The sequence below is a fragment of the Microbacterium sp. LTA6 genome, assembly GCF_045690355.1.
Lineage (GTDB): Bacteria > Actinomycetota > Actinomycetes > Actinomycetales > Microbacteriaceae > Microbacterium.
On sequence record NZ_CP147855.1, the window covers coordinates 1,245,260 to 1,266,598 of the forward strand.

Consider the following 21,339-nt stretch of genomic DNA (forward strand, 5'->3'; position numbering starts at 1 on the left):
CGTCGCCGCCTCGGTAGGTATGATTCGAGGGCGCGCCACCTGAAACGCGCACCGGGGCTTGTTGGTACTGGGTCCCAGCACGCTACCCGAAAGAGCTCTCAACGATGACGACTGATTCGCAGGCGACAGCTGCACCCTCCCGACCCTCGCTAGGGGTGCGCGTCGGCCGCATCGCGTTCCTCGTGATCGCATCCATCGTCGTGCTCGCCGTCGGTGCCGCGTTCTTCGTCACCTGGACCATCCAGCGCTCGTTCCCGCAGACCGCCGGCGAGGTCGCGCTCGAAGGGCTGAAGGCCGAGGTCACCGTCCAGCGCGACGAACGTGGTGTGCCGACCATCACCGCCGACTCGACCGATGATCTGTTCTACGCCCAGGGATTCGTGCACGCGCAGGACCGCTTCTTCGAGATGGACTTCCGCCGCCACGTGACCAGCGGGCGCGTCGCCGAGATGTTCGGCGAATCGCAGGCGGGAACGGATGCCTTCCTCCGCACGCTCGGCTGGCGAGACGTCGCCGAGCAGGAGGTCGAGGCGATGGACGAGACGACCCTCAGCTACTACGAGTCCTATGCAGACGGCGTGAATGCGTACCTCTCCTCCCGCTCGGGTGCCGAGCTCTCACTGGAATATGCCGTCATCGGCATGCAGAACCCGGACTATGCCCCTGAGCCGTGGGAACCCGCGGATTCCGTGGCCTGGCTGAAGGCGATGGCCTGGGACCTCCGAGGCAACGTCGAAGACGAGACCGATCGTGCGCTGCTCGCCGCGACGCTCGACGAGGACACGGCGCAGGCCACTCTCGAGCAGCTCTACCCGGCGTACCCGTTCGGCGAAAACCCGGTGATCGTCCCCAAGATCTCCACGCTGCCGGTTCTCGACACCGGCGCCGAGGCGGCCTCCACCGGCCCGATGGGCGACGGAGAACTGCAGCAGGCGTCGACGACGGTCCAGTGGCAGGAGACGTCAGGCGTCATCGAGGCGGCGAGCGTGCTGGTGGGCGATATCGGAGAAGGAATCGGCTCCAACTCGTGGGTCGTCTCCGGCGCACTCACCGAGACCGGGTTGCCGCTCCTCGCGAACGACCCGCACCTCGGCGCATCCCTGCCTTCGGTCTGGTACCAGGTGCAGCTCAAGTGCTCCGAAGTGAACGAGGCCTGCCCGTTCGATGCCGGCGGCTTCTCGTTCTCCGGACTCCCGGGCATCGTCATCGGCCACAACGCGCAGATCGCCTGGGGGTTCACGAACCTCACCACCGATGTCACCGACCTCTACGTCGAGCGGATCGAGGGCGACCAGTACTGGCGCGACGGCGCTCTCGTCCCGCTCGAGGAGCGGACCGAGACCATCAAGGTCGCTGGCGGCGACGACATCGAGCTCACCATCCGCTCCACCGTGCACGGTCCGATCATCTCGGGTCTCGCGGATGACTTCACGGCGATCGCCGACGACCCCGTACCCGCTCTCGGAACCGCCGGAGCGACTCCCCCGGCGGGCGGGGACGACGCGGAGTACGCGGTGAGTCTTCGCTGGACCGCGCTCGACCCCGGCACGGCATCGACCGCCGTCTTCGCACTCTCCACGGCGCAGAACTTCGACGACTTCCGCCGCGCGGCGTCGCTGTTCGACGTGCCGGCCCAGAACCTGATCTACGCCGACTCCGAGGGGAACATCGGTTATCAGACACCAGGGCGCCTGCCGATCCGCGGGGCGGGAGACGGATGGATGCCGCAGCCCGGCTGGGACAGCAGCTACGACTGGACCGGATTCATCCCGTTCGACGAACTGCCGGTGTCGTACAACCCGAGCTCGGGATACGTCGTCACCGCGAACAACGCGATCGTGACAGACGACTACGACTACTTCCTCTCCCGGGACTGGGACTACGGTTACCGAGCGGCCCGGATCGCGCATCTGATCGAGCGTCGCGCAGCGACCGCCCCTCTGACCGCTCAGGACATGCGCGCCATCCAGATGGACAACGAGATGTGGGTCGGCAAGCAGCTGGCCATCGCGATGTCGGATGTCGACGTCGACGGCGCGGGTACCGCAGCAGCCGTGGACCTGCTCCTCACCTGGGATGCCCAGAACTCGGCGTCGTCGGCGGCCGCGGCCTATGCGAACGTCCTGTGGTCGAACCTCGCGCAGAACCTGTTCGCCGAGCGGGAGACCGCCCTGCCCCTCGGAGACCAGGGGCGCATGTCCACCGTGCTCGCCGCGCTCCTCGACGATCCGTCGGACCCGCTCTGGACCAACCAGAAGATCGGGGTGAAGGGCATGGAAGAGATGCTCGCCCTCTCCGCCGAGGAGGCATACCGGGAACTCGTCACCCTGCAGGGCGATGCGATGACGCGATGGAACTGGGGTGATCTGCACGCGATCACCCTCACCAGCGACACGCTCGGGTCGTCCGGCATCGCACCCATCGAGGCCCTCTTCAACCGCGGTCCGTTCCCGGTGAGCGGAGGCTCGTCGATCGTGAACGCGACCGGTTGGGAGCTGGGTACGTCCTACGCCACGACCACGGTGCCGTCGATGCGCATGGTGGTCGACCTGTCCGACTTCGACGCCTCCACCTGGAACCATTTCACCGGTGCCTCCGGGCACGCGTTCCACGCGAACTACACCGATCAGACCACGGACTGGGCAGCCGGCATCCAGAACCCCTGGCCGTTCACGGCGAAGGCCGTGGCCAAGGCGACCGTCGAAACCCTGGTGCTGACTCCGGCCGGTTAGATCGCGGATCCAACCGGGGATGCCGCGGTGGCCCGTCGGGCGATGAGCCAGATGCCGACGGCCGCGGCGAGGAAGATCCCGCCGAGGATGACCCAGCCGATGAGGCCGAGGCTGATCGCGGTGGCGTTCACGATGATCGGAGCGGCCAGCGCACCGAGCGAGAAGCCCATGCCGAACACACCCTGGTAGGCGCCGGCGCGCACCGGGTCGGCGAGTTCGAAGCTCAGGCCCCACGACCCGGCCTGCGACAGGATCTCGGCGAAGGTGTGGGCGACGGCGGCGGCGAGGATCACGGCGATCGCGAACCACGTCGGCAGCCCCGCGGCGAGCGCGTACACGACGCAGGCGACGAGCATCAGCCATCCCGCGATCAGCGTGACCTTGCCGGCGACTCTCAGATCGTGGGTGCCGCGCGAGGCCGGCACCTGGAAGATCACGACGAGCGTCGTGTTCACGATCAGGATCACCGAGACGAGCACCTCCGGCGCGGTGGTGCTCTGCGTGATCCACAGCGGCACTCCGAGCTCGGCGACACCGAACTGCATCCCGAAGATCGCCGAGAGGGCGCACATGAGCAGGTACCGCTGATCGCGCCACGGCGAGCGCCGACGCCAGTCGCTGTGCTCCGCCGCTGCCGAGGCGGCCGCCTCGACGTCGATCGAGCCGGTCTCCGTGCGCACCGGCGCGAGGCGGGAGCGCGACGGCGCGTCGACCGCTGCGGTCAGCCGGAGCAGCGGCAACGACCCGAAAGCGCACAGCAGTCCTGCTGCCGCGATCACCAGGCGATACGCCTCCGCGGTGCCGAGTGCGAGCGCGATCGCCGCGAATCCGGAGCCCACCGCGATCGAGACGTTGGTGACGGTCCGGAGCACGGCACGGGCGTGCACTCGGCGCTCGGAGGCGAATCCGCGCGCGATGATCGCTGCGCGCGCCGAGTATGCGATCGAATCGAAGAAGCCGGACAGGCTGGCGAGCACGAGCGCGGAGACGAAGTCGCCGACGAACGCGTACGCCGCCAGCATCAGTCCGGCCAGCACCTCGAAGCCGAAGGTCAGGCGCCTCGCGCTCCAGTGGTCGGCGAGCCAGCCGCCGAGGAAGGAGGCCACGGCGCCGCACCCGCTCGACACCGCGAGCACCACGGCCGCTTCACCGCCGGAGAGCCCGATGATCTGCGTGAAGAACAGCACGGTGACGGCGAGGAAGACACCTCGGCCGATCCGCGAGACGGCGGTCGCCGATACCAGCGCTCGGAGCACGGGGTCGCTCAGGTCGTCGGCGATCCGGGCGAACAGGCCCTTCTTCGGCTCCACCACCGGGATCTCGTCGGTTGCGGATTCTGAAGAGAGCACCCTTCATCCTCGCACGCGGCGGTCAGCCCGGTCGGATAGCGTGGTCGGATGCCGCAACGCCTGCTCGCGCCTCAGGACGCTCCCGCCTCCGTCGTCGAGTTCGAGCACGGCGGTGGCACGCTGATCGCCGAGACCTTCGGCCGCGGGGAGCACACCTTCATCCTGCTGCACGGCATCGGCATGGGGCGCAGCGTGTATCTCGACGTCGTGCGGAGACTCGACGGCCACGGCCGCGTGATCGCGTTCGACCTTCCGGGCTTCGGCGAGGCCCCGGAGCCGACGCGCACCCTCACCATGGAACGTCACGCCGATCTTGTCGCGGCGTATCTGCGCAGCATCGGCGAAACCGGGATCGTCGTGATCGGACACTCGATGGGCAGCCAGATCGCCGCGGAACTGGCGAACCGGCATCCCGAGCTCGTCGCCGGTGTCGTGCTCGCGGGGCCCACCGTGAACAGTGCCGCGCGCAGCATCCGCGCCCAAGCCTCCTACCTGTTGTGGGACCTGATCGGCGAACGACCGATCGTGCTCTGGCGGGGTGCACGGGAGTACCTCCGCGGCGGACCGCATCTGATCAGGAAGATCCGCGCGACCGTCGTCCACGACGCCAAGCGTGCGTACGGGCGCATCGTGCAGCCGACGCTGGTGCTGCGGGGCGAGACCGATCCGCTCGCGCCGATCGACTGGTGCCGCGACATCGTCTCCGCGATCCCCGAAGCCGAGCTGCGGGAGATCGACGGGCACGGCCACAGCACGCTGATCAGCGACTCCGGGCCTGCGGCAGAGTTCATCCGGCGCTTCGCAGACCGGATCTGAGGTCGGCCGCCGGCCCCGACCGGTTGCGCCCTGTGCGCCTGTTCATAACTCAGGAATCCTTGGTCGAATCGAAGCCTGAGACGCGGAGGCGACCCCGGCGCGGAGGATTCTTCCTGAGAACTGAACGCGACTGCGGGGAGAAGCGAGGTCCGAGCACCTCGATGATCTGTCGCAGAGCCTCCTGGACCTCGGCTGCGCGATAGAGCACGTCAGAAGCGAGCGGCCGAATCGTCATGTACCCCAGCCGGGCCGCGGCAAGATCTCGATAGCGGTCTTCTTTCTGCTTTCCCCAGCCCTCATGGAACTCTTTGCTGTCGCACTCGATGATCAACCAACCATCCACGAGGAAGTCGACGAAACCGACGCCAGGAATCTCGACCTGGGTCTCGTACGGCACACCCAGCGTGCGCAGCATCAATCGCACGAACGTTTCGGGACCGGAGGCCGCTGACGGATCGATCAGGCGGAGCAGCGCATGAAACCTGGAGGGAAGATCTAAGAAGATCGTCTCGAGCTGCGTCATGGTCACCACACGGTGGTGGACCAGACTGTCCAATGTCGCCAACGACGCTCTGGAGGTCTGGCAGCGCAGCGAATGTCGGATGGCGTCGTTCAGCGGCGTAACGTGCCGAGGTTCCGCAGACGAGGTGAGCCCCCAATGCAGCCTGCAGGTGCCTCCAGTGGGCGCCGTCAGTCGCGAGCTGTTGCGCGGGACGTGCACGTGCGCTTTCGTGACATCCAGGACGAATATCCCGAGAAGTTTGAGCAAAGAAAGGCAAGTGAGACGTCCGCCGATTCTCACTGCTTCGGCGATCTCGAGCGGCACTTCTGGGCGGGCGTAGCGATCCCGGCGGAGCCGCTTCAGCCGACCGCTGCGCACTGCGGTGGTGAGCTGCCGTGGCGAGAATCCGCGGGAGAGAAGATCGTCCCGGCTGAAGACCGTGGGGGCGAACAGCGTTCTGGCAATCTGCTTCGGCGTCAGTTCCATGCCGGACAGGATCTCGCCCACGACGCTGGCGCGGTGTGTGAATCCTCCCGATGTGGACAAGTATCCGGGCTGACACAGATGTGGAGGAAGAGTCGAGACGCACGCACCCGTTCACAACTCAGGAAGTTTGGTCCAACACACGTCGTTGCGGGTCTTCGCGCGCGCGAATGGCCACGTTCTTCCTGAATTGTGAACGCTGAGAGAGACCGACCCCTGCCTACCCCGCGGCGGGCGGGGTGCGCTTCGACTCGGCGAGCTCGTCGACCACGAGGTTTCGCTGCTCGATGGTGCCGTTGCGATAGGCCTGCCGACCGACCATATGGGCGGAGAGCGGGGCGGTGGCGAACTGCATGAGCACAATGGGGGCGACGAGCACGAGCCCGATCAGGATGCCGCCGATGCTGCGCTGCGACAGCGCGACCGCCGCGCAGATCAGCACGAGCCCGAGCACCTGCGGTTTGGTCGCGGCGTGCAGGCGCGACGGCACGTCGCGGAAATGCAGCAGACCCACAGCGGCAGACAGGCAGAGCAGTGCTCCGATGAGGATGAGGACGAGCACCGTCACGTCGACGATGGCGTCGGGGATCTCGAGACCGAAGACGTTCATGAGGTCGTGTTATCCCTTCTCGCCACGAACCGGGCGACCGCGATCGACCCGAAGACGCCGACGGCGGCGATGGTGAGGAGCACCGGGATGGAGCGCGTGTGGCCGTTGATCGCCATCTCGGCACCGAGCACGCACATCACTTCGGTGAGCAGCACGTCGGATGCCACGGCACGGTCGAGAATCGACGGGCCGCGCACGATCCGGATCACGGTGAGGATCGCCGCAAGCCCGAACACGACCATGATCGCCGTCAGCACGATGTTCATCGGACGCCTCCCGTTCGCTCGTCGGCTTTGAGTGCACGGTACTGCGCCGGGTCGCCGAGCGCCCGGACGATCCGCTGCTCCCAGCGCAGCACGCCGGCGCGCTGCTTCTCCACGTCATCGTGACTGCGGACACCGATCACATGCAGGTACAGGATGCGGCGATCGCGATCGGCCTCCACCACGAGCGACCCGGGGATCAGCGACGAGACGACCGCGACGTGCGCCATCATCAGGTCGTCGGCGTATCGCAGCGGGACGGCGATGATCGCGGCCCCCGGCTGACGGCGGAAGTCGAACACCTGCACCGTGACGCTGAGTGCGCCCTGCACGACGGCGAACAGGAACTGGACGACGAACAGTGCGGCGTACCAGAAGTTGATCCGCCCTGACAGCTCGACGGTCGGCAGCCGGAAGACTCGGGTGACGAAGATCGCGACGACCAGCCCGCTGACGAAGGAGAGCACGGTGAACTGCGCCCACAGGAGCATCCAGAGCACGACCAGCCAGGCCAGGAACGGAAGCTGCGCACGGATGCCGTGCAGAACGCTGCGACGGTTGTCCGGAGTCATGACCCCACCTCGTCTTCGAGCTGCACGAGGCTGATCGGTTCGAGAAGCGCGGCGCCGATCCGGTCGCAGAGCGCATAGAGAGGCCCGGCGAAGATCGACAGCGATACGGTGACGGCGACCATGCCGGCCGTCGCGACGGTCATGATCGCGGGGATGCGGCGCCGCTCCTGCTGCTCGTCGGCCGCCGGTGCATTGCCGAGGTGCGAGATGCGTCCCTCGGTCTCGGTGGAGTCCTCTTCCTCGCGCCAGAACGCCAGGTTCCACGCGCGCATCAGCGCGTACAGCGTCAGCAGGGAGGTGAGGATGCCGCCGAAGATGAGCACGATCATCAGGGGGGTGCCGACGGATGCCGCTGCCTCGAACAGCGCGAACTTGCCGATGAAACCGGAGAACGGCGGGAGGCCCCCGAGGTTGATGGCCGGAACGAAGTAGAGCAGGGCGATGACCGGTGCGACCTTCAGCAGGCCTTTCACCCGCAGGATCGAGGTACTGCCCGCCCGACGCTCGATGAGTCCGACGGCGAGGAACAGGGTCGTCTGCACCACGATGTGGTGGACGATGTAGTACACCGTCGCGCCGATGGCCGCGGGGGTCGCGATCGCCAGACCGAAGATCATGTAGCCGACGTGGCTGACGAGCGTGAACGAGAGGATCCTCTTCAGCTCGGCCTGCGCGACAGCGCCGAGCACCCCGACGATCATCGTCGCCAGAGCCACGATGAGCAGGACGGTATCGATGCTGTTCTCGGCGAACAGCTGGGTCTCGGTGCGGATCAGCGCATAGACGCCGACCTTCGTCAGCAATCCGGCGAAGACCGCGGTGACCGGGGCGGGAGCGGTCGGGTAGGAGTCCGGCAACCAGAACGACACCGGGAAGACGGCCGCCTTGATGCCGAACGCGATCACGAGGATGACGTGCAGCACGAGCTGGGTCTCCTGCGGCAGCTCGGCCATCCGTTCGGCGATCTGCGCCATGTTCACGGTGCCGAGCGCGCCGTAGATCATCGCGATCGCGGCGAGGAAGAGGATCGACGACACCAGGGAGACGACGATGTAGACGGCGCCGGCGCGGATGCGGGATTCGGTGCTGCCGAGAGTGATCAGCACGTACGAGGCGACGAGCAGGATCTCGAATCCGACGTAGAGATTGAAGAGGTCACCGGCGATGAAGGCGTCGAACACTCCGGCCGCGAGGATGAGGTACGACGGGTTGAAGATCGAGATCGGCGTCTCGTCTGCGCCGTCCGCGACGCCCTGGCCGATCGAGAACAGCAGCACCGCGAGCAGCACGATGCTGGAGACCAGAACCAGCAGGGCCGAGAGCCGGTCGACGTAGAGCACGATGCCGAACGGCACCGGCCAGCCGCCGACCGAGACGGCCAGTGCCGAGCCGCCGTCGACGGCGATCAGCAGGATCGTGGCGATCACCGAGACGGCGGCGAGGGTGGCCACCGTGACGATGACCTGCAGGCGTGCGTTCCGCCCGAACACGAGGGTGATCGCGGCGCCGAGCAGGGGAAGGGCGACGAGAAGAGGGACGAGCGCGCTCATGGGCGGTCCTCCTCTTCGTCGGTGGATGCCGGGGACTGGACGTCCGGGGTTGGATCGATGCGTTTCGTCTCGCTTCGCTCGCTCGACGACCGGGAAGAAGCGTCCGGCTCGCTCGACGACCGAGAGGGTGCCTCCGACTCGCTCGACGACCGAGAGGACGCGGGCTTCGACCGCTCGACCCGGTCCATGGGTCGGTCCATCGGCGCATCATCGTGGATGGCCGGATGGTCGCGCATGTGCAGGACGGTGATCGGCGATGTCTGCACTCCGACGAAGTCGGTCGTGGCATCCTCGTCGCTCTCGTCGCCCTCGTCCTCCATGACGTCCTCGTCGGCATCGGTACGGGCGCGAAGAGCGATGTCGACCTCGTCGTCCTCGACGGTGTCGGCCTGACCCAGCTGCCAGGAACGATAGATGAGCGCGAGCAGGAATGCCGAGACGGCGAACGTGATCACGATGGCGGTGAGAGTGAGCGCCTGGGGCAGCGGGTCGCTCACACGTCCGTCGGCGCCGTGGAACGGCGCTTCGCCCGGTACGCCCATCACGATCAGCAGCAGCAGATTCGTCGCGTTGCCCAGCAGCAGGAATCCGATCAGCACCCGGGTGAGGCTGCGTTCCAACATCGCGTAGACACCGCAGGCGAAGAGCACCGCCATGATCACGATCAGGGTGAGCGAGACATCCATCAGATGTTCACCCCCCGCGCACGCATGTCCTGCGCCTGCCGGTCGACCTCGGCGCCAAGGCTGCGGAGTACGTCGAGGACCAGTCCGATCACGACGAGATAGACGCCGATGTCGAAGATCGTCGAGGTGACGAACTCCATATGGCCCAGCACCGGGATCTCCCACTCCCAGAACGAACTCGTGAGCGGCGACAGGCCGAAGAAGAGCGGCACGACCGCGGCGCCGACGGCGAGAATGAGGCCGGCTCCGAGGAGGCGACCGGCGTCAGTGGGAGCAGCCGCACCCAACTCCCAGCGGCCACCCGCGATGTAGCGCATCACGAGCGCCATCCCGGCGACGAGCCCGCCGGCGAAGCCGCCGCCCGGCAGATTGTGGCCGGCGAAGAGCAGGAAGATCGACACCACGATGATGGTGTGGAAGAGGATGCGGACGATCACCTCGAGCAGGATCGACCGGTTCTCCGGCTTCATGTTCGGCCCGCCGACAAGCCACGCCCTGGGGCTGCTGCGGTTCTCCGACGTCTGGATGCGAATGCCCCTGGTCGTCTCGACCAGTGGCCGATGGCGTGCTCCTCGGCGACTGCTCTTGGGCAGCGTCTTGGTCGCCGCGAGCAGATCGGCCCGGTGCGTGACGAACACGAGAGAGGCAACACCGGTCGCCGCCAGCACGAGCACCGACAGCTCGCCCATGGTGTCCCAGCCGCGCAGGTCGACGAGCGCGACGTTGACCACGTTCTTGCCATGGCCGAGGTCGTAGGCGAGTTCGGGGAAGGCGAGCGAGATCGGGTCGGCGATGCGGGACTGGGTGGCGACGACCGCGACCAGCGCCATCGTCACTCCGACGCCGACGCCGAGGAGGGCGCGCGGGATGCGCCCGACGGACGCATTGTGCTCGCCCATCCGAGCGGGCAGCCGCCGCAGAACCAGGGCGAACGTCACCATGGTGACCGTCTCGACGAGGATCTGAGTGAGGGCGAGATCGGGGGCACCACTCGTCGCGAACAGCGCGACCATGCCGAGTCCGGTCACCGAGACGAGCACCACGCCGGTGTAGCGCTTCTGTGCGCGCACGGCGAAGACGCCGGCGACGGCCATGATCGGCGCGACGACCAGTTGCGCCGGAGTGTGCCACGCCGACAGCTGGAAGCGATCGACGTCGCTGGCGATGAGCGCTGTCGCCTCCGCCGCGACGAAGACCACGAAGATCGTTCCGACGTACACCGGCAGTGAACCGCGCTGCGTGAACGTGGTGCTGAGCACCGAGAGTCGATCCACCCCGCGCATGACGAGGTAGTAGGCGTCGGCGGCGGTGAAAGGCAGCACTCGAGCCTTGCGATCCCAGCCGCTGCGCCGCGTGAACACGAAGACGCCGATGCCGAGCAGGATGGAGAGGATCGAGATGCCCAGCGCCGGTTCGAACCCGTGCCAGAGCGCGAGATGACCCGGGTCGGATTCCCGGGAGAGCGGGGCTTCGGCGGTGATCGCGTAGCCACGGAGGGCGACGTCGAGCACGGGGGCGCCGATCCCCGCGGCGATCGTCGCTGCGGCCAGCACGATCGGGGCGGAGAGGAAGCCGACCGGCGGATCGGGCCAGGCTGTCTCCGGCACCCGGTCGCCGCGCTCGTCGCGCTTGGTCCAGAAAGCGCCCCACAGGAACCTGGCGCCATATGCCGCAGTGAGCATGGATCCGAGAACGACGCCGATGATGGCGACCAGGCCCCACGGTTCGCCGGCGACAGCGGCATCGAGCAGGGCGGTGAGCGTGGACTCCTTGGCCACGAAACCCACGGTCGGGGCGATTCCGACCATCGAGGCGATGGAGATGAATGCCGCCGTCGCCATGACCGGTGCCTGCCGCCCGACTCCGGAGAGTTCGTCGATGTCGCGCGTCGACAGCTGACGGTCGATGACTCCGACGATGAGGAACAACGCCGACTTGAACAACGCGTGCCCGATCACGAGTGCGAGGCCGGCGAGGGCCGTGGCCTTGCTGCCGTAGCCGACCACGATCGCCAGCAGACCGAGCTGACTGACGGTCCCGAAGGCGAGGATGCGTTTGAGGTCGGTCTCGCGGAGCGCCTGGATGCCGCCGAGCAGCATCGTCAGCACGCCGAGGGAGATGACGATCGGTCGCCAGGGACCGGTGAAGGCGAAGATCGGCGCGAATCGGGCGATGAGGTAGATGCCGGCCTTGACCATCGCGGCCGCGTGCAGATACGCGCTCACCGGGGTGGGCGCTGCCATGGCCCCCGGCAGCCAGAAGTGGAACGGGAACAGCGCCGACTTGCTGATCGCTCCGATGAGAAGCATCACGATCGCGGCATCCACCACCGGGCCGGTCGGCGCGAGCGCGAGGATCTCGGTGATGCTCGTCGTTCCGGCATCCACCACCAGCAGAACCACGCCGACGAACATGATGAGCCCGCCGAGCGTCGTCACCAGCAGCGCCTGTAGGGCGGCACGACGGCTGGCTGCACGTCGCCGATAGTGGCCGATGAGCAGGTAGGAGAGGATGCTCGTGACCTCCCAGAACATCACGAGCATGACCAGGTCGTCGGTGAGCACGAGACCGTACATCGCCCCGGCGAAGCCGAGGAGCACGCCGGCGAACTGACCGAGGCCGGTGGCGTCGTCGTGGAAGTACCAGCGGCAGTAGAGCAGTACGAGGGCGCCGACGCCGGTGACGATCAGGGTGAGCACCCAACCCAGAACGTCCATGTGCATCGAGAGCTCGAGTCCCAGCTGGGGGATCCACGGCACTGTCTCGAACGGCGTGGCCTGCGGATCGAGCACCTGCGGGGTGACCACGAGGGCCTGAACGAAGGCTGCGGCAGGCACGAGTGCGGCGATCGCGAACGCGCGGGCGCCGAGCCAGCGGACGAGAACGGGCATGAGCAGCGATCCGAGGAGGAACGCGGCGAGGAGCATCAGCATCGTGCGACTCCTCGGGGCTCGTCGGCCATACGGCACAGGCGGGCGGATCTGCTTCCAGTTTACGGGGCGCATGTTGCCTCTGGGTTTCGGAGCACTCACCGGAGCGTGCTACGGGCACGGCACAGTTGCAGGGCGGATGCACGGATGCAGGACCACACACGTCTGATTCACCCGGCATCCGTGGTGCGGTCATGCAGGTGGACTGAAACGAACCGGTTGCCGTCCCGTGCGAGAGTTGACGCATGCGCGGGGGATGGATGCGGGAAGCGGCCGGCTGGCTCGGCGCGGTCGCGGTCTCCCTGCTCGTGTCGGCGCAGGTGGCGGCATCCGCCCGTTCGGAGCTGCTGTTCCGCGACGGGGACTCGCTCGTGGTGGCGATGATCGCGCGCGCTCTCGTGGACGGGCAGCCTCTCGACTGGGCGATGTCGAGCGTGTTGTTCCTGCCGGAGACCGCCGTCTTCGCGGCGCTCTCGGTCGTGCTGCCCTTCGACGTGAACGGGGTGCTGGCGGCGAACGGCGTTCTCAACCTCGTCGCTCTCTACGGTGCGCTGCGGCTCGTCGCCGGCCGTCGGCGAGAGGGCGCAGCACCGGCGGCTTGGTCGTTGCTCGCGCTCCTCGTCTTCGGCGTCGTCGCCATGACGGAGGCGTCCGCGTCGCGGGATGCGCTCGAGCTCGCCTCGCTGCAGCTCACGACGACCTATTACTCTGCGACCGTGGTCGCGGTGGTGGCGACGGTCGGCATGCTGCGCCGCGCCCTCGACCGTGAGCGCCTGCACCCGTGGCTGCTGTTCGCGCTGTTCGCGACTGCTGTCGTCTCGACGATCTCGAATCCGCTCTACGCGGTCTGGGCGACGGTGCCGCTCACCCTGGTGCTCGCGATCTTCGCGCTCCGACGACCTGGTCGCGGTCTCATTCTGGTGCTCTCGGCGACATTGATCGTCGGAACGGCCGTGGGCTTCCTCGGCCGTATTCCATTCTCAGCATGGATCGCGAACACCGGTGCTTCGTACGCACAGCCCGCGGAGTGGATGCAGTCGCTGGGATACTACACAGGCCTCGTCGGTGAGCGGCTGACCACACCCGGAGGGTGGCTCGCGGCCCTGGTGCTCCTGGCGCTGATCGCCCTGGCGGCGGGGCTGAGCGCCCGCTCCGTCGCGGAACCCTTCGGCGAGCGCGGTGCACATCTCGTCGCCTTGATCGCCTGGGTGACACCGGTTCTGGTGATCGTGGGCGCGATCGCGCTCGGCACGCACGCGGCCCGGTACCTGCAGCCGCTCGCCTTCGCGCCGGTACTGGCTCTGGTCGCGGCCCCGCGTGCCCTTCGCATCCCGTTCGCGCGCCCTCTGCTCATGCCGCAGGCCGTTCTCGGTTCCGCCGTCGTGCTCCTCCTGATCGGCGGGATGCTCGGGATCCCCCGACTCGCCTCGGCCGCCGCGCGTCCGGACGCGGATCTCGTCTGCGTGACGGACTGGGTGAACGAGGCGGATCGCCCCGGTGCCGGACAGTTCTGGACCGTGCGACTGCCGAAACTGCATCTGGAAGATCCCACGCAGCTCGTGCAGGTCGATCATCGGCTGAACGGGTACGCCTGGTTGGTGAATCGCACCGACTTCGCCGTCTCCGGGGTCTCGTTCCTCATCGAGGACTCGCGCACCGTGCAGTGGGAACTGCCGGTGGCCGCGATCCCCGGCGAGGTCGTGCAGTGCGGGCGCTATTCGATCCTCGACTTCGGTGAGACGAGCCTTCCTCTCGGGACCCCGCACAGCTAGGTTCCGCCCGATCAGGCAACACCTTCCTCGCGCTCGGGACCGAGTGCGGTTCCGCGCGCGAGGAAGGCAGGTAGTGCGAGGAAGGCAGGTATCAGCCGGCCGCGTCGAGTTGCCGGCGCGCTTCGTCGAGCGTCTCGAGGATCGAGATCGTCTCGTCGAGGGTGTGCACCGGCGATTCGGTTCGCCCCTCACCCACGAAGCGGGCGAGTGCCGACGCCTCCCACGACAACCCGGCCATCGATGTCACTCCGGTCGGATCGTTCCACACGAGGGATCCTTGCTCATCGTTGCCCACGACCCGGAAACTCGTCGGCATGTAGAAGGATCCGTCCATCTCGATCCTCGCCTCGGTTCCTGCGATCACCGCGGTTGACGGAGTGCGTACCAGCAGAGTGGTCGTGAGAGTCGACTGCACCATTCCTCCGTGTCCGAGGACGAGTGTCGAGTACGCGTCGACTCCGGTGTCCAGGAGTCCACCGATCGCTGTGACCGAGGTGGGCGCTCCCAGCACCATCGAATCCAGTTGGACCGGGTATATGCCCAGATCGAGGAGTGCTCCGCCGCCGAGATCGCGCCGATGAAGCCGATGCCGCGGGTAGTCGGGAATCGCCTGACCGTGATCGGCGGCCACCCCGCGGATCTCCCCGAGGACGCCGTCATCGAGGAGCGCGCGAACCACAGCGGCCTGCGGGAGGTACCGGCTCCACAGTGCCTCCATCAGCAGAACACCGGCGCTGCGTGCAGCTGCGACGAGAATTCGAGCCTCATCGGGGGTGGTCGCGATCGGCTTCTCGATCAGGGTGTGCTTGCCCGCGGCGATCGCCAGCTGTCCCAGGGCGAGATGCTCGCTCTGCGGGGCGGCGATGTACACGACGTCGACATCGGGATCATCGACGAGTTGCTCGTATGAATCGTAGGAGCGCGCTATCCCGTGCTTGCTGGCGAAAGCGCTGGCACGCTCGGCCGAACGGGATGCCACTGCGACGAATCGCTGGTCGGTGTGCGCATGGGCGGCAGACACGAACAGATCCGCAATCCATCCCGGAGCCAGAAGGCCCCAGCGCAGGCCCGGCGTGTCTACGCCCGGGCTGAACAGGCGGGGCTCGGGGAATGTCGTCGGAAACATCAGAGAGACTCCTTCATCAATGCCGTGACGGCGGGTGAATTCGATGGGGCGGGCGTCGGACGGCGGCCGACGCCCGTGACGCCACATCGACTATACCCAAAACCAGTGCAGGTGCATTGTTTTTATTTCGGATACGCTGTTTCCATGGCGGAGCAGTCCCAGCCCGCACGGCGCGGCCCCTACGCGAAGACCACTCCGCGCAAGGCGGAGATCGTCGCCGCCGCCACCGCGACATTCGCTGCCCACGGGTATCAGAGCGGATCTCTCCGACAGATCGCCAAGCAGCTCGAGCTGAGTCTGGGCGCAGTGATGCACCACTTTCCGACCAAGGTGTCCCTCCTGGCCGCCGTCCTCGAGCAGGAGGACGCGTCCGACCCCGACGTGGCCAAGCGGTCGCGAGCGGACGGTTTCATCCCGACGATTCTCGAGATGGTCGCGCGCAACAAGCGCCGACAGGAGTTGGTCCGGATGTTCTCGATCGTCAGCTCGGAGGCCACCAACTCCGATCATGAGGCGCACGCGTGGCTGGTGCGCCGGTACACGCGCGTCACCGCGATGTACGCCGATCTCATCGACTACGACCGCGAGCTCGGACGCCTCGCGGACGGTCGCGATTCCGAGGTGCTCGCCGCTGTCGTGATCGGCGGATGGGAAGGCATTCAGGTTCGATGGCTGGCCGACAGCAGCGATCCCGTCGAGATGATGCGCGTGTTCCTGGTTGACCTGCTGCACCCCCTCTCCCCCTGACGGGACGAGGGAAACGCCGCGGCACGCGTCAACGAACGGCGGAAGGCGGCGCTGTGGTGGTGCCTGCGCGGAAGCGGCAGGTGAGATTCTGCGTGACCGCAGGCTCGCCGCGCAGCATCCGTGCCACCTGCTCCCCCGCGGCCCGCCCCTTCTCGACGGCCGGCTGCACGCTCGTGGTGAGCGTGTGCGCCCCGAGCCCGTCGACGCTGATGCCGTCGAAACCGGCGACGCTGACATCGCCGGGCACGCTCAGCCCGAGTTCCTCGGCGGCGCGGATGACACCGGCGGCGAGCAGGTCGCTCTGTGCGATCACCGCGGTCGGGCGGCGCAGCGGATCGGCAAGAAGCATGCGGCCGACGAGAAGCCCCTCGTCGATGAAGCTCCCGGCTGCTGAGAAGGCCGGAGCGTTCGGGAACACCTCGCGCGTGCCGAGGAGTCGGTGGATCGTGACGTCGACGGTGGCAGTGGCCAGCCGTTCGGCCGTGACCTGTCCGCGCTCGCGGGCGCTGTCGAGGGGCAGGGTGACCAGGGCGACATTCTCGTGACCGAGCTCGCGCACGTGCCGGGCGACATCGGCGGCCGCGGTGGTGTTGTCCAGGGTGATGCGCGGGATGCCCTCACCGGCATCCCCCTCGATGACGACCACCGGCAACCCACGGCTGCGGACGACCTCCAGCGAATCCCGAGTGCGGCCGGAGCATCCGATCAGCACGACGGCGTCGACGGGGGCGCTCGACAGCGCCGAGCTGCCGCCCTCACCCGGCTCGTCGCGCATCAGCAGGATGCCCGCGCTGAGTTCGGCGAGGCCGTCGGTGAGGCCGTCCATCATCGCCGTGGTGACCGGATCGAGAAAGGCCGTGCGCAGGTGCCCCTCGAGGACGACGCCGACGATTCCGCTGCGCCCGCGCCGCAGTGAGGCCGCGCGGGGATCGGGGCCGGCATAGCCGAGTTCCGCGGCAGCGGCGAGCACGCGCTCCTTCGTGGATGGGGCGACCTTGGCCTTGCCGCTGAAGACGACCGATGCCGTCGAAGTCGCCACTCCCGCTTTACGCGCGACATCGGCGATCGTTGCGCGGCGCGGGCTCTCCAAGCTGCTCATACTCCGAGGATACCCCCGGTTTCGCTGAGGTCGAATCGATTCGATAAGCTTCCGGGATGGATACCGTTCTCACTCGTTCGCAGTTCGTGCGCTGGCGCGCCGCCATCTTCGCCATCTTCCTCGCCAGCGGACTGTCGATCGCGACGTGGGCGTCGCGGGTACCCAGCATCAAGATGGATCTCGGGCTCGACAACGCGCAGGTCGGCATGATCCTCCTCGGCATGGGCATCGCGTCGATCATCGGCATCTCGACGAGCCCCGCCGTGATGGCGCGCACCGGCGCGCGGCGCGGAATGCTCATGGCGATGCTCACCTTCGCCGCGGGCATCGCCCTCATCGGCCTGGGCGCGACGGTCTTCACCTCGGTCCCCATCGTCCTCCTCGGCATGGCACTGTTCGGATTCGGCAACGGCTGCGTCGACGTGATGATGAACGTCGAGGCCACGGCGATCGAGCAGCAGATGGGCAAGACGATCCTGCCGGTGTTCCACGCCTTCTTCAGCTTCGGCACGGTTCTCGGCGCCGGGGCTGGCGCTCTCGCCGCCGGATCGGGCGTCGATGTCGCGACCCACGCGTCGATCATGGCTGCGGCCATCGCCGTCATTGCCGTCGTCTGCTTCTTCCAGGTCCCGGCGCGCGAAGCCGCTCTCGATCCCGAGGGTCACGAAAAGCCGGCGTGGCGCCAGCGGATGCACGTCGCTCTCGAGGCGTGGCGCGAGCCGCGCACCTACCTGCTCGGCATGGTCATGCTCGGCATGTCGTTCGCCGAGGGCGGTGCCAACGACTGGATCGCGCTCGGCGCCGAACAGGGCCACGGCTTCGACGAGGGCACCGGCGCGATCGCGCTGGCGGTGTTCTCGGTCGGTATGACGGTGCTGCGCCTGTTCGGCGGACCGCTCGTCGATCGCTTCGGCCGCGTCGCTGTGCTGCGCGTGCTCGCGGTGGCAGCGGCGTCCGGCATCCTGCTGTTCATCCTCGGCTCCTCCCTGCCGATCGTCCTCGTCGGCGCAGCGCTCTGGGGTGTCGGGGCCTCGCTCGGCTTCCCCCTCGGCATGTCGGCGGCAGCGGATGACCCGGCGAAGGCGGCCGCGCGGGTGAGCGCGGCCGCGACCATCGGCTATGTCGCCTTCCTCGGCGGCCCTCCGGTGCTCGGCGTGATCAGCGAGCACATCGGCCTGCTGAACACCCTGTTCATCCTGGTCGCGCTCGTCGTGGCATCCGGATTGTTCTCCGGAGCCGCACGCCCGCTCCGCGACGACGAGAAGACCTCAGCGAACTGATCGGCGGGACGCTCGTCAGCGATCGCGCTGACGAGCCAGGGCCGCCGCATGCGAGCGACTCCTGGCACCGAGCTTGGCGAGCACGTTCGACACGTGCGTCTTGACCGTCGGCACCGAGATGCCCAGGCGATGCGAGAGCTGGGCGTTCGACCAGCCCCGCAGGATCCCGTCGAGAACCTCCTGCTCCCTGGCCGTGAGGTCGGCGCGGGTCACGCCTTCGCCCGTCGCGTCGACGTCGGTCGCGGAGGGCGGGTTCGATATGGCGGCGAGCGCACGCCGGGTCACCCGCGAGTCGAGCACTCCCTCACCTGCGGCGACGGTCCGCACCGCCTGAACGAGGGTCTGGGCATCCGCCGTCTTGAGCAGGAATCCCGCGGCGCCGGCCCGGATCGCGCCGAACACGAGCTCGTCCTCATCGAAGCTGGTGAGCACGAGCACCTCGCCGAGGCCGCGCTCGACGATCTCCCTGGTTGCAGAGACACCATCGCGCCCCGGCATCCGCAGGTCCATCAGCACGACGTCCGGGCGCAGCGCGGCGGCATTGCGCACGGCGACATCGCCGTCGGCCGCTTCGCCGACCACGGTCAGTCCGTGCGCTTCGAGCATGATGCGCAACGCCTCCCGGATGGCGCCGTGGTCGTCGGCGAGAAGCACGCGCGGCGATGCGGCGGATGTCATGCCCTCACCTCGATGGGGAGCACGGCGCGCACCGACCAGCCGCTGTCCGTGGGTCCGGCACTGAACGTTCCTCCGAGCGCCCGGACCCGCTCGGTGAGCAGGCTCAGACCCCAGCCGCTGCCCGAGTAGTCGTGCTGCGACACCGGCGCCCCTCCTCGCGATGCCACCTCGACCCGCATGGTTTCTCCGCCGTTCGCGACCACCCGCACCTCCACGTCTGCGCCCGACGCATGTCGCACGCAGTTCGCCAAGGCCTCCCGCACGACGCGGACGATCGCCTGTTCGGCCGCGGCCCCGACCGCTCCGTCGCCCTCACGCGCGAGCCGGATGCTCAAGCCGGCACGCCGAGACGCTTCGACGATTCCCTCGAGGTCGTCGAGCCGCAGCATGGGTCGCAGCTCGTCACCGCCCTGCCGGAGCACGGCGATCATCGAGCGGAGCTCGGCGTGGGCGGCGAGCCCGGCATCGCGGACCGCACGGAGAGCAGACCGATCGGCGGCTTCGTCCGGTGGAGTCGAGAGCGCCGCCTCCGAACGGATCGCCATCGCCATCACGTGCCCGGCGACGGCGTCGTGCAGCTCGCGAGCCATCTGCTCGCGTTCGCGTCGCACGGCTTCGGCGCGGTCGCGATCGGCGGCGAGCACCGCATCCTCCGCACGCTGTCGGTGCAGCTCGGTGAGTTCATTCGCCTGCGACACCGCGACCGCCCACCAATAGTCGGTTCCGAGCAACGCACCCATCTGCACCGCCAGCAGGAAGGCGATGGCCGGCGTCGCGACCGTGAAGAGAAGCGCGGCGGCGAAGGTCAGCACCACGGAGACGGCGAGCGCGATCAGCAGCATGCTCCGGGCGCGGGGAGTCGCGAGGAACACTGCCGTCCAGAGCACGTCGAGCAGCACGACCAGCGGGCCGAGCCCGCCGACCGTCATCACGTCGATGAGGAACAGGGCGGATGCGGCGAGCAGTGTGAGCATCGGCGCCCGCCGCTTCACCAGGATCAGCGCCGTGCCGGGAAGGGCCGTCGCCAGCGTCCACCACGAAGACACGTTTTCCGGCATCACCGAGAACACGTCCCACACGCCGTCGAATCCGAACGCCGCGGCAAGAACGCAGAACACCGCGATGCCGGTGGCGGTGAGGCCGTCGCCGTGCCGTCGGCACCACGCGCCCAGACGTGCAGCCGTGTGGTCGTCCATGTCTTCATGCAACCACGCGGATCCCACCGCTGCATCCGACGAAGGGATGAGAGCGGGATCGCGACCTTCGCCCGATCCGGTTCGGAGCGCTGCGCCACACAGTGGAGGAATGGAACTCTTCGCCGGGGCGCCGCTCGCCCTCTCCCTCGTCGTGCTCGCGCTGCTCGACGGACTGAGCGTGGGCACGCTGCTGATCCCCGTCTTCCTCCTGCTGAGCCCCGGGCGGGTCCGAGGAGGGCGGATCGTGCTCTACCTGGCGACGATCGCCGGGTTCTATCTCGTCATCGGCTTGCTGTTCCTCTGGGGACTCGTGAACGTCGTCGATGTCGCGAACGAGTTCCTCAGCTCCCCCACCGGTCTCATCTGCCGGCTCGTCGTCGGCGTCGGTCTGGTGATCGCCGCGTTCGCGGTGCCTTCGTCGAAGCCGAAGGAGCGGGTGGATGCTGCGCCCATGGCACAGCACGGACTCGTGGAGGCATCCGCCGAGTCCCCGACCTCCGCGCGTTCCGCGTCGGCAGCCACGGATACCCCTCCCCGCCCCGGTCGGATCGTTCGGTGGCGGGATCGGATGCTCGATCCGAAGACGTCGCGGGGAATGGTGATGGGCGTCGCGATCGCTGCGGGCGTCGTCGAGGTCGCGACGATGCTCCCCTACATCCTGGCGATGACGATGCTCGCCGACGCCGGCGTCGAGGTGAGCGTGCGGATCCTGGCTCTGGCCGGCTACTGCCTGCTGATGATCCTGCCCGCGCTCGTACTGCTCGTGCTGCGGATCGTCGCCGCTCCCCTCGTGGCCCGCCCGCTGCAGCGATTCGCCGCCTGGATGGAACGCACCGGCGCCGAGAACACGGCCTGGATCATCGGGATCATCGGCTTCCTCGTCGCGCGCACGGCGGCGAGCGAACTCGGCATCTTCGATGCACTGGCGAAGCTCGGCGGCTGAGACGG

At 67.9% G+C, this 21,339-nt stretch carries 17 protein-coding genes and 1 pseudogene; 6 read left to right on the plus strand and 12 right to left on the minus strand.

The window, feature by feature from the left end; all coding sequences use genetic code 11:
• Nucleotides 1-104 precede the first annotated feature (104 nt).
• Nucleotides 105-2,732, plus strand: coding sequence for a penicillin acylase family protein (locus LTA6_RS05825; protein ID WP_341976608.1), 2,628 nt, complete (start codon nucleotides 105-107; stop codon nucleotides 2,730-2,732).
• Here LTA6_RS05825 and LTA6_RS05830 read toward each other — a convergent pair.
• The gene (locus LTA6_RS05830; protein ID WP_341976609.1) at nucleotides 2,729-4,081 is read right to left on the minus strand and encodes an MFS transporter; all 1,353 of its coding nucleotides are present in this window, start codon (nucleotides 4,079-4,081) and stop codon (nucleotides 2,729-2,731) included. The two genes, LTA6_RS05825 and LTA6_RS05830, sit on opposite strands and share 4 nt — an antisense overlap.
• 48 nt (nucleotides 4,082-4,129) lie before the next feature.
• Here LTA6_RS05830 and LTA6_RS05835 point away from each other — a divergent pair, with 48 nt between their 5' ends.
• Entirely contained in the window at nucleotides 4,130-4,897 is a 768-nt protein-coding gene (locus LTA6_RS05835) for an alpha/beta hydrolase (RefSeq protein WP_341976610.1), read from the plus strand.
• Between the two features lie 49 nt (nucleotides 4,898-4,946).
• Here the strand turns inward: LTA6_RS05835 and LTA6_RS05840 are convergent, their stop codons facing one another.
• From LTA6_RS05840 to LTA6_RS05870, 7 genes and pseudogenes are all read right to left on the minus strand, one after another.
• Nucleotides 4,947-5,885, minus strand: a complete 939-nt coding sequence (locus tag LTA6_RS05840) for a hypothetical protein (protein WP_341976611.1) — start codon at nucleotides 5,883-5,885, stop codon at nucleotides 4,947-4,949.
• A gap of 217 nt (nucleotides 5,886-6,102) precedes the next feature.
• Nucleotides 6,103-6,492 (minus strand): monovalent cation/H(+) antiporter subunit G, encoded by a 390-nt coding sequence (gene mnhG / locus LTA6_RS05845; protein ID WP_341976612.1) that lies wholly within the window; start codon nucleotides 6,490-6,492, stop codon nucleotides 6,103-6,105.
• Entirely contained in the window at nucleotides 6,489-6,758 is a 270-nt protein-coding gene (locus tag LTA6_RS05850) for a monovalent cation/H+ antiporter complex subunit F (protein ID WP_341976613.1), read from the minus strand. Before LTA6_RS05850 ends, mnhG begins: the two co-directional genes overlap by 4 nt.
• Nucleotides 6,755-7,327: a Na+/H+ antiporter subunit E gene (locus tag LTA6_RS05855; RefSeq protein WP_341976614.1), complete on the minus strand. Its 573-nt coding sequence runs from the start codon at nucleotides 7,325-7,327 to the stop codon at nucleotides 6,755-6,757. The genes LTA6_RS05850 and LTA6_RS05855 overlap by 4 nt, the downstream gene beginning before the upstream one ends.
• Nucleotides 7,324-8,877 carry a Na+/H+ antiporter subunit D gene (locus tag LTA6_RS05860; RefSeq protein WP_341976615.1) on the minus strand — a complete coding sequence of 518 codons (1,554 nt, stop codon included), beginning with the start codon at nucleotides 8,875-8,877 and terminating at the stop codon, nucleotides 7,324-7,326. The genes LTA6_RS05855 and LTA6_RS05860 overlap by 4 nt, the downstream gene beginning before the upstream one ends.
• Before the next feature lie 188 nt (nucleotides 8,878-9,065).
• A pseudogene (locus LTA6_RS05865) lies at nucleotides 9,066-9,563 on the minus strand (Na(+)/H(+) antiporter subunit C); the annotation flags it as partial.
• Nucleotides 9,563-12,496 carry a Na+/H+ antiporter subunit A gene (locus LTA6_RS05870; RefSeq protein ID WP_341976616.1) on the minus strand — a complete coding sequence of 978 codons (2,934 nt, stop codon included), beginning with the start codon at nucleotides 12,494-12,496 and terminating at the stop codon, nucleotides 9,563-9,565. The pseudogene LTA6_RS05865 and the gene LTA6_RS05870, both read right to left, overlap by 1 nt.
• Nucleotides 12,497-12,738: 242 nt before the next feature.
• On the opposite strand from LTA6_RS05870, the gene LTA6_RS05875 reads away from it, so the two are divergent.
• On the plus strand, nucleotides 12,739-14,265 hold the full coding sequence (locus tag LTA6_RS05875) for a hypothetical protein (protein ID WP_407358909.1): 1,527 nt from the start codon (nucleotides 12,739-12,741) through the stop codon (nucleotides 14,263-14,265).
• A 91-nt stretch (nucleotides 14,266-14,356) separates the two neighbouring features.
• On the opposite strand, the gene LTA6_RS05880 is transcribed toward LTA6_RS05875, so the two are convergent.
• Entirely contained in the window at nucleotides 14,357-15,391 is a 1,035-nt protein-coding gene (locus LTA6_RS05880; protein ID WP_363550082.1) for a Gfo/Idh/MocA family oxidoreductase, read from the minus strand.
• A gap of 144 nt (nucleotides 15,392-15,535) precedes the next feature.
• Here LTA6_RS05880 and LTA6_RS05885 point away from each other — a divergent pair, with 144 nt between their 5' ends.
• Complete coding sequence (locus tag LTA6_RS05885) at nucleotides 15,536-16,138, plus strand: TetR family transcriptional regulator (RefSeq protein ID WP_407358910.1); 603 nt, start codon at nucleotides 15,536-15,538, stop codon at nucleotides 16,136-16,138.
• A gap of 28 nt (nucleotides 16,139-16,166) precedes the next feature.
• On the opposite strand, the gene LTA6_RS05890 is transcribed toward LTA6_RS05885, so the two are convergent.
• Entirely contained in the window at nucleotides 16,167-17,237 is a 1,071-nt protein-coding gene (locus tag LTA6_RS05890; protein ID WP_407358911.1) for a LacI family DNA-binding transcriptional regulator, read from the minus strand.
• A 56-nt stretch (nucleotides 17,238-17,293) separates the two neighbouring features.
• On the opposite strand from LTA6_RS05890, the gene LTA6_RS05895 reads away from it, so the two are divergent.
• Entirely contained in the window at nucleotides 17,294-18,517 is a 1,224-nt protein-coding gene (locus LTA6_RS05895; RefSeq protein WP_407358912.1) for an MFS transporter, read from the plus strand.
• 15 nt (nucleotides 18,518-18,532) lie between these two features.
• Here LTA6_RS05895 and LTA6_RS05900 read toward each other — a convergent pair whose 3' ends face one another.
• Together LTA6_RS05900 and LTA6_RS05905 are read right to left on the minus strand one after the other, a co-directional pair.
• Nucleotides 18,533-19,195 (minus strand): response regulator, encoded by a 663-nt coding sequence (locus LTA6_RS05900; RefSeq protein ID WP_407358913.1) that lies wholly within the window; start codon nucleotides 19,193-19,195, stop codon nucleotides 18,533-18,535.
• Entirely contained in the window at nucleotides 19,192-20,391 is a 1,200-nt protein-coding gene (locus tag LTA6_RS05905; protein WP_341976623.1) for a histidine kinase, read from the minus strand. Before LTA6_RS05905 ends, LTA6_RS05900 begins: the two co-directional genes overlap by 4 nt.
• A 109-nt stretch (nucleotides 20,392-20,500) precedes the next feature.
• Between LTA6_RS05905 and LTA6_RS05910 the strand changes: the two genes are divergently transcribed.
• Nucleotides 20,501-21,334, plus strand: coding sequence for a GAP family protein (locus tag LTA6_RS05910; protein ID WP_341976624.1), 834 nt, complete (start codon nucleotides 20,501-20,503; stop codon nucleotides 21,332-21,334).
• Nucleotides 21,335-21,339 lie beyond the last annotated feature (5 nt).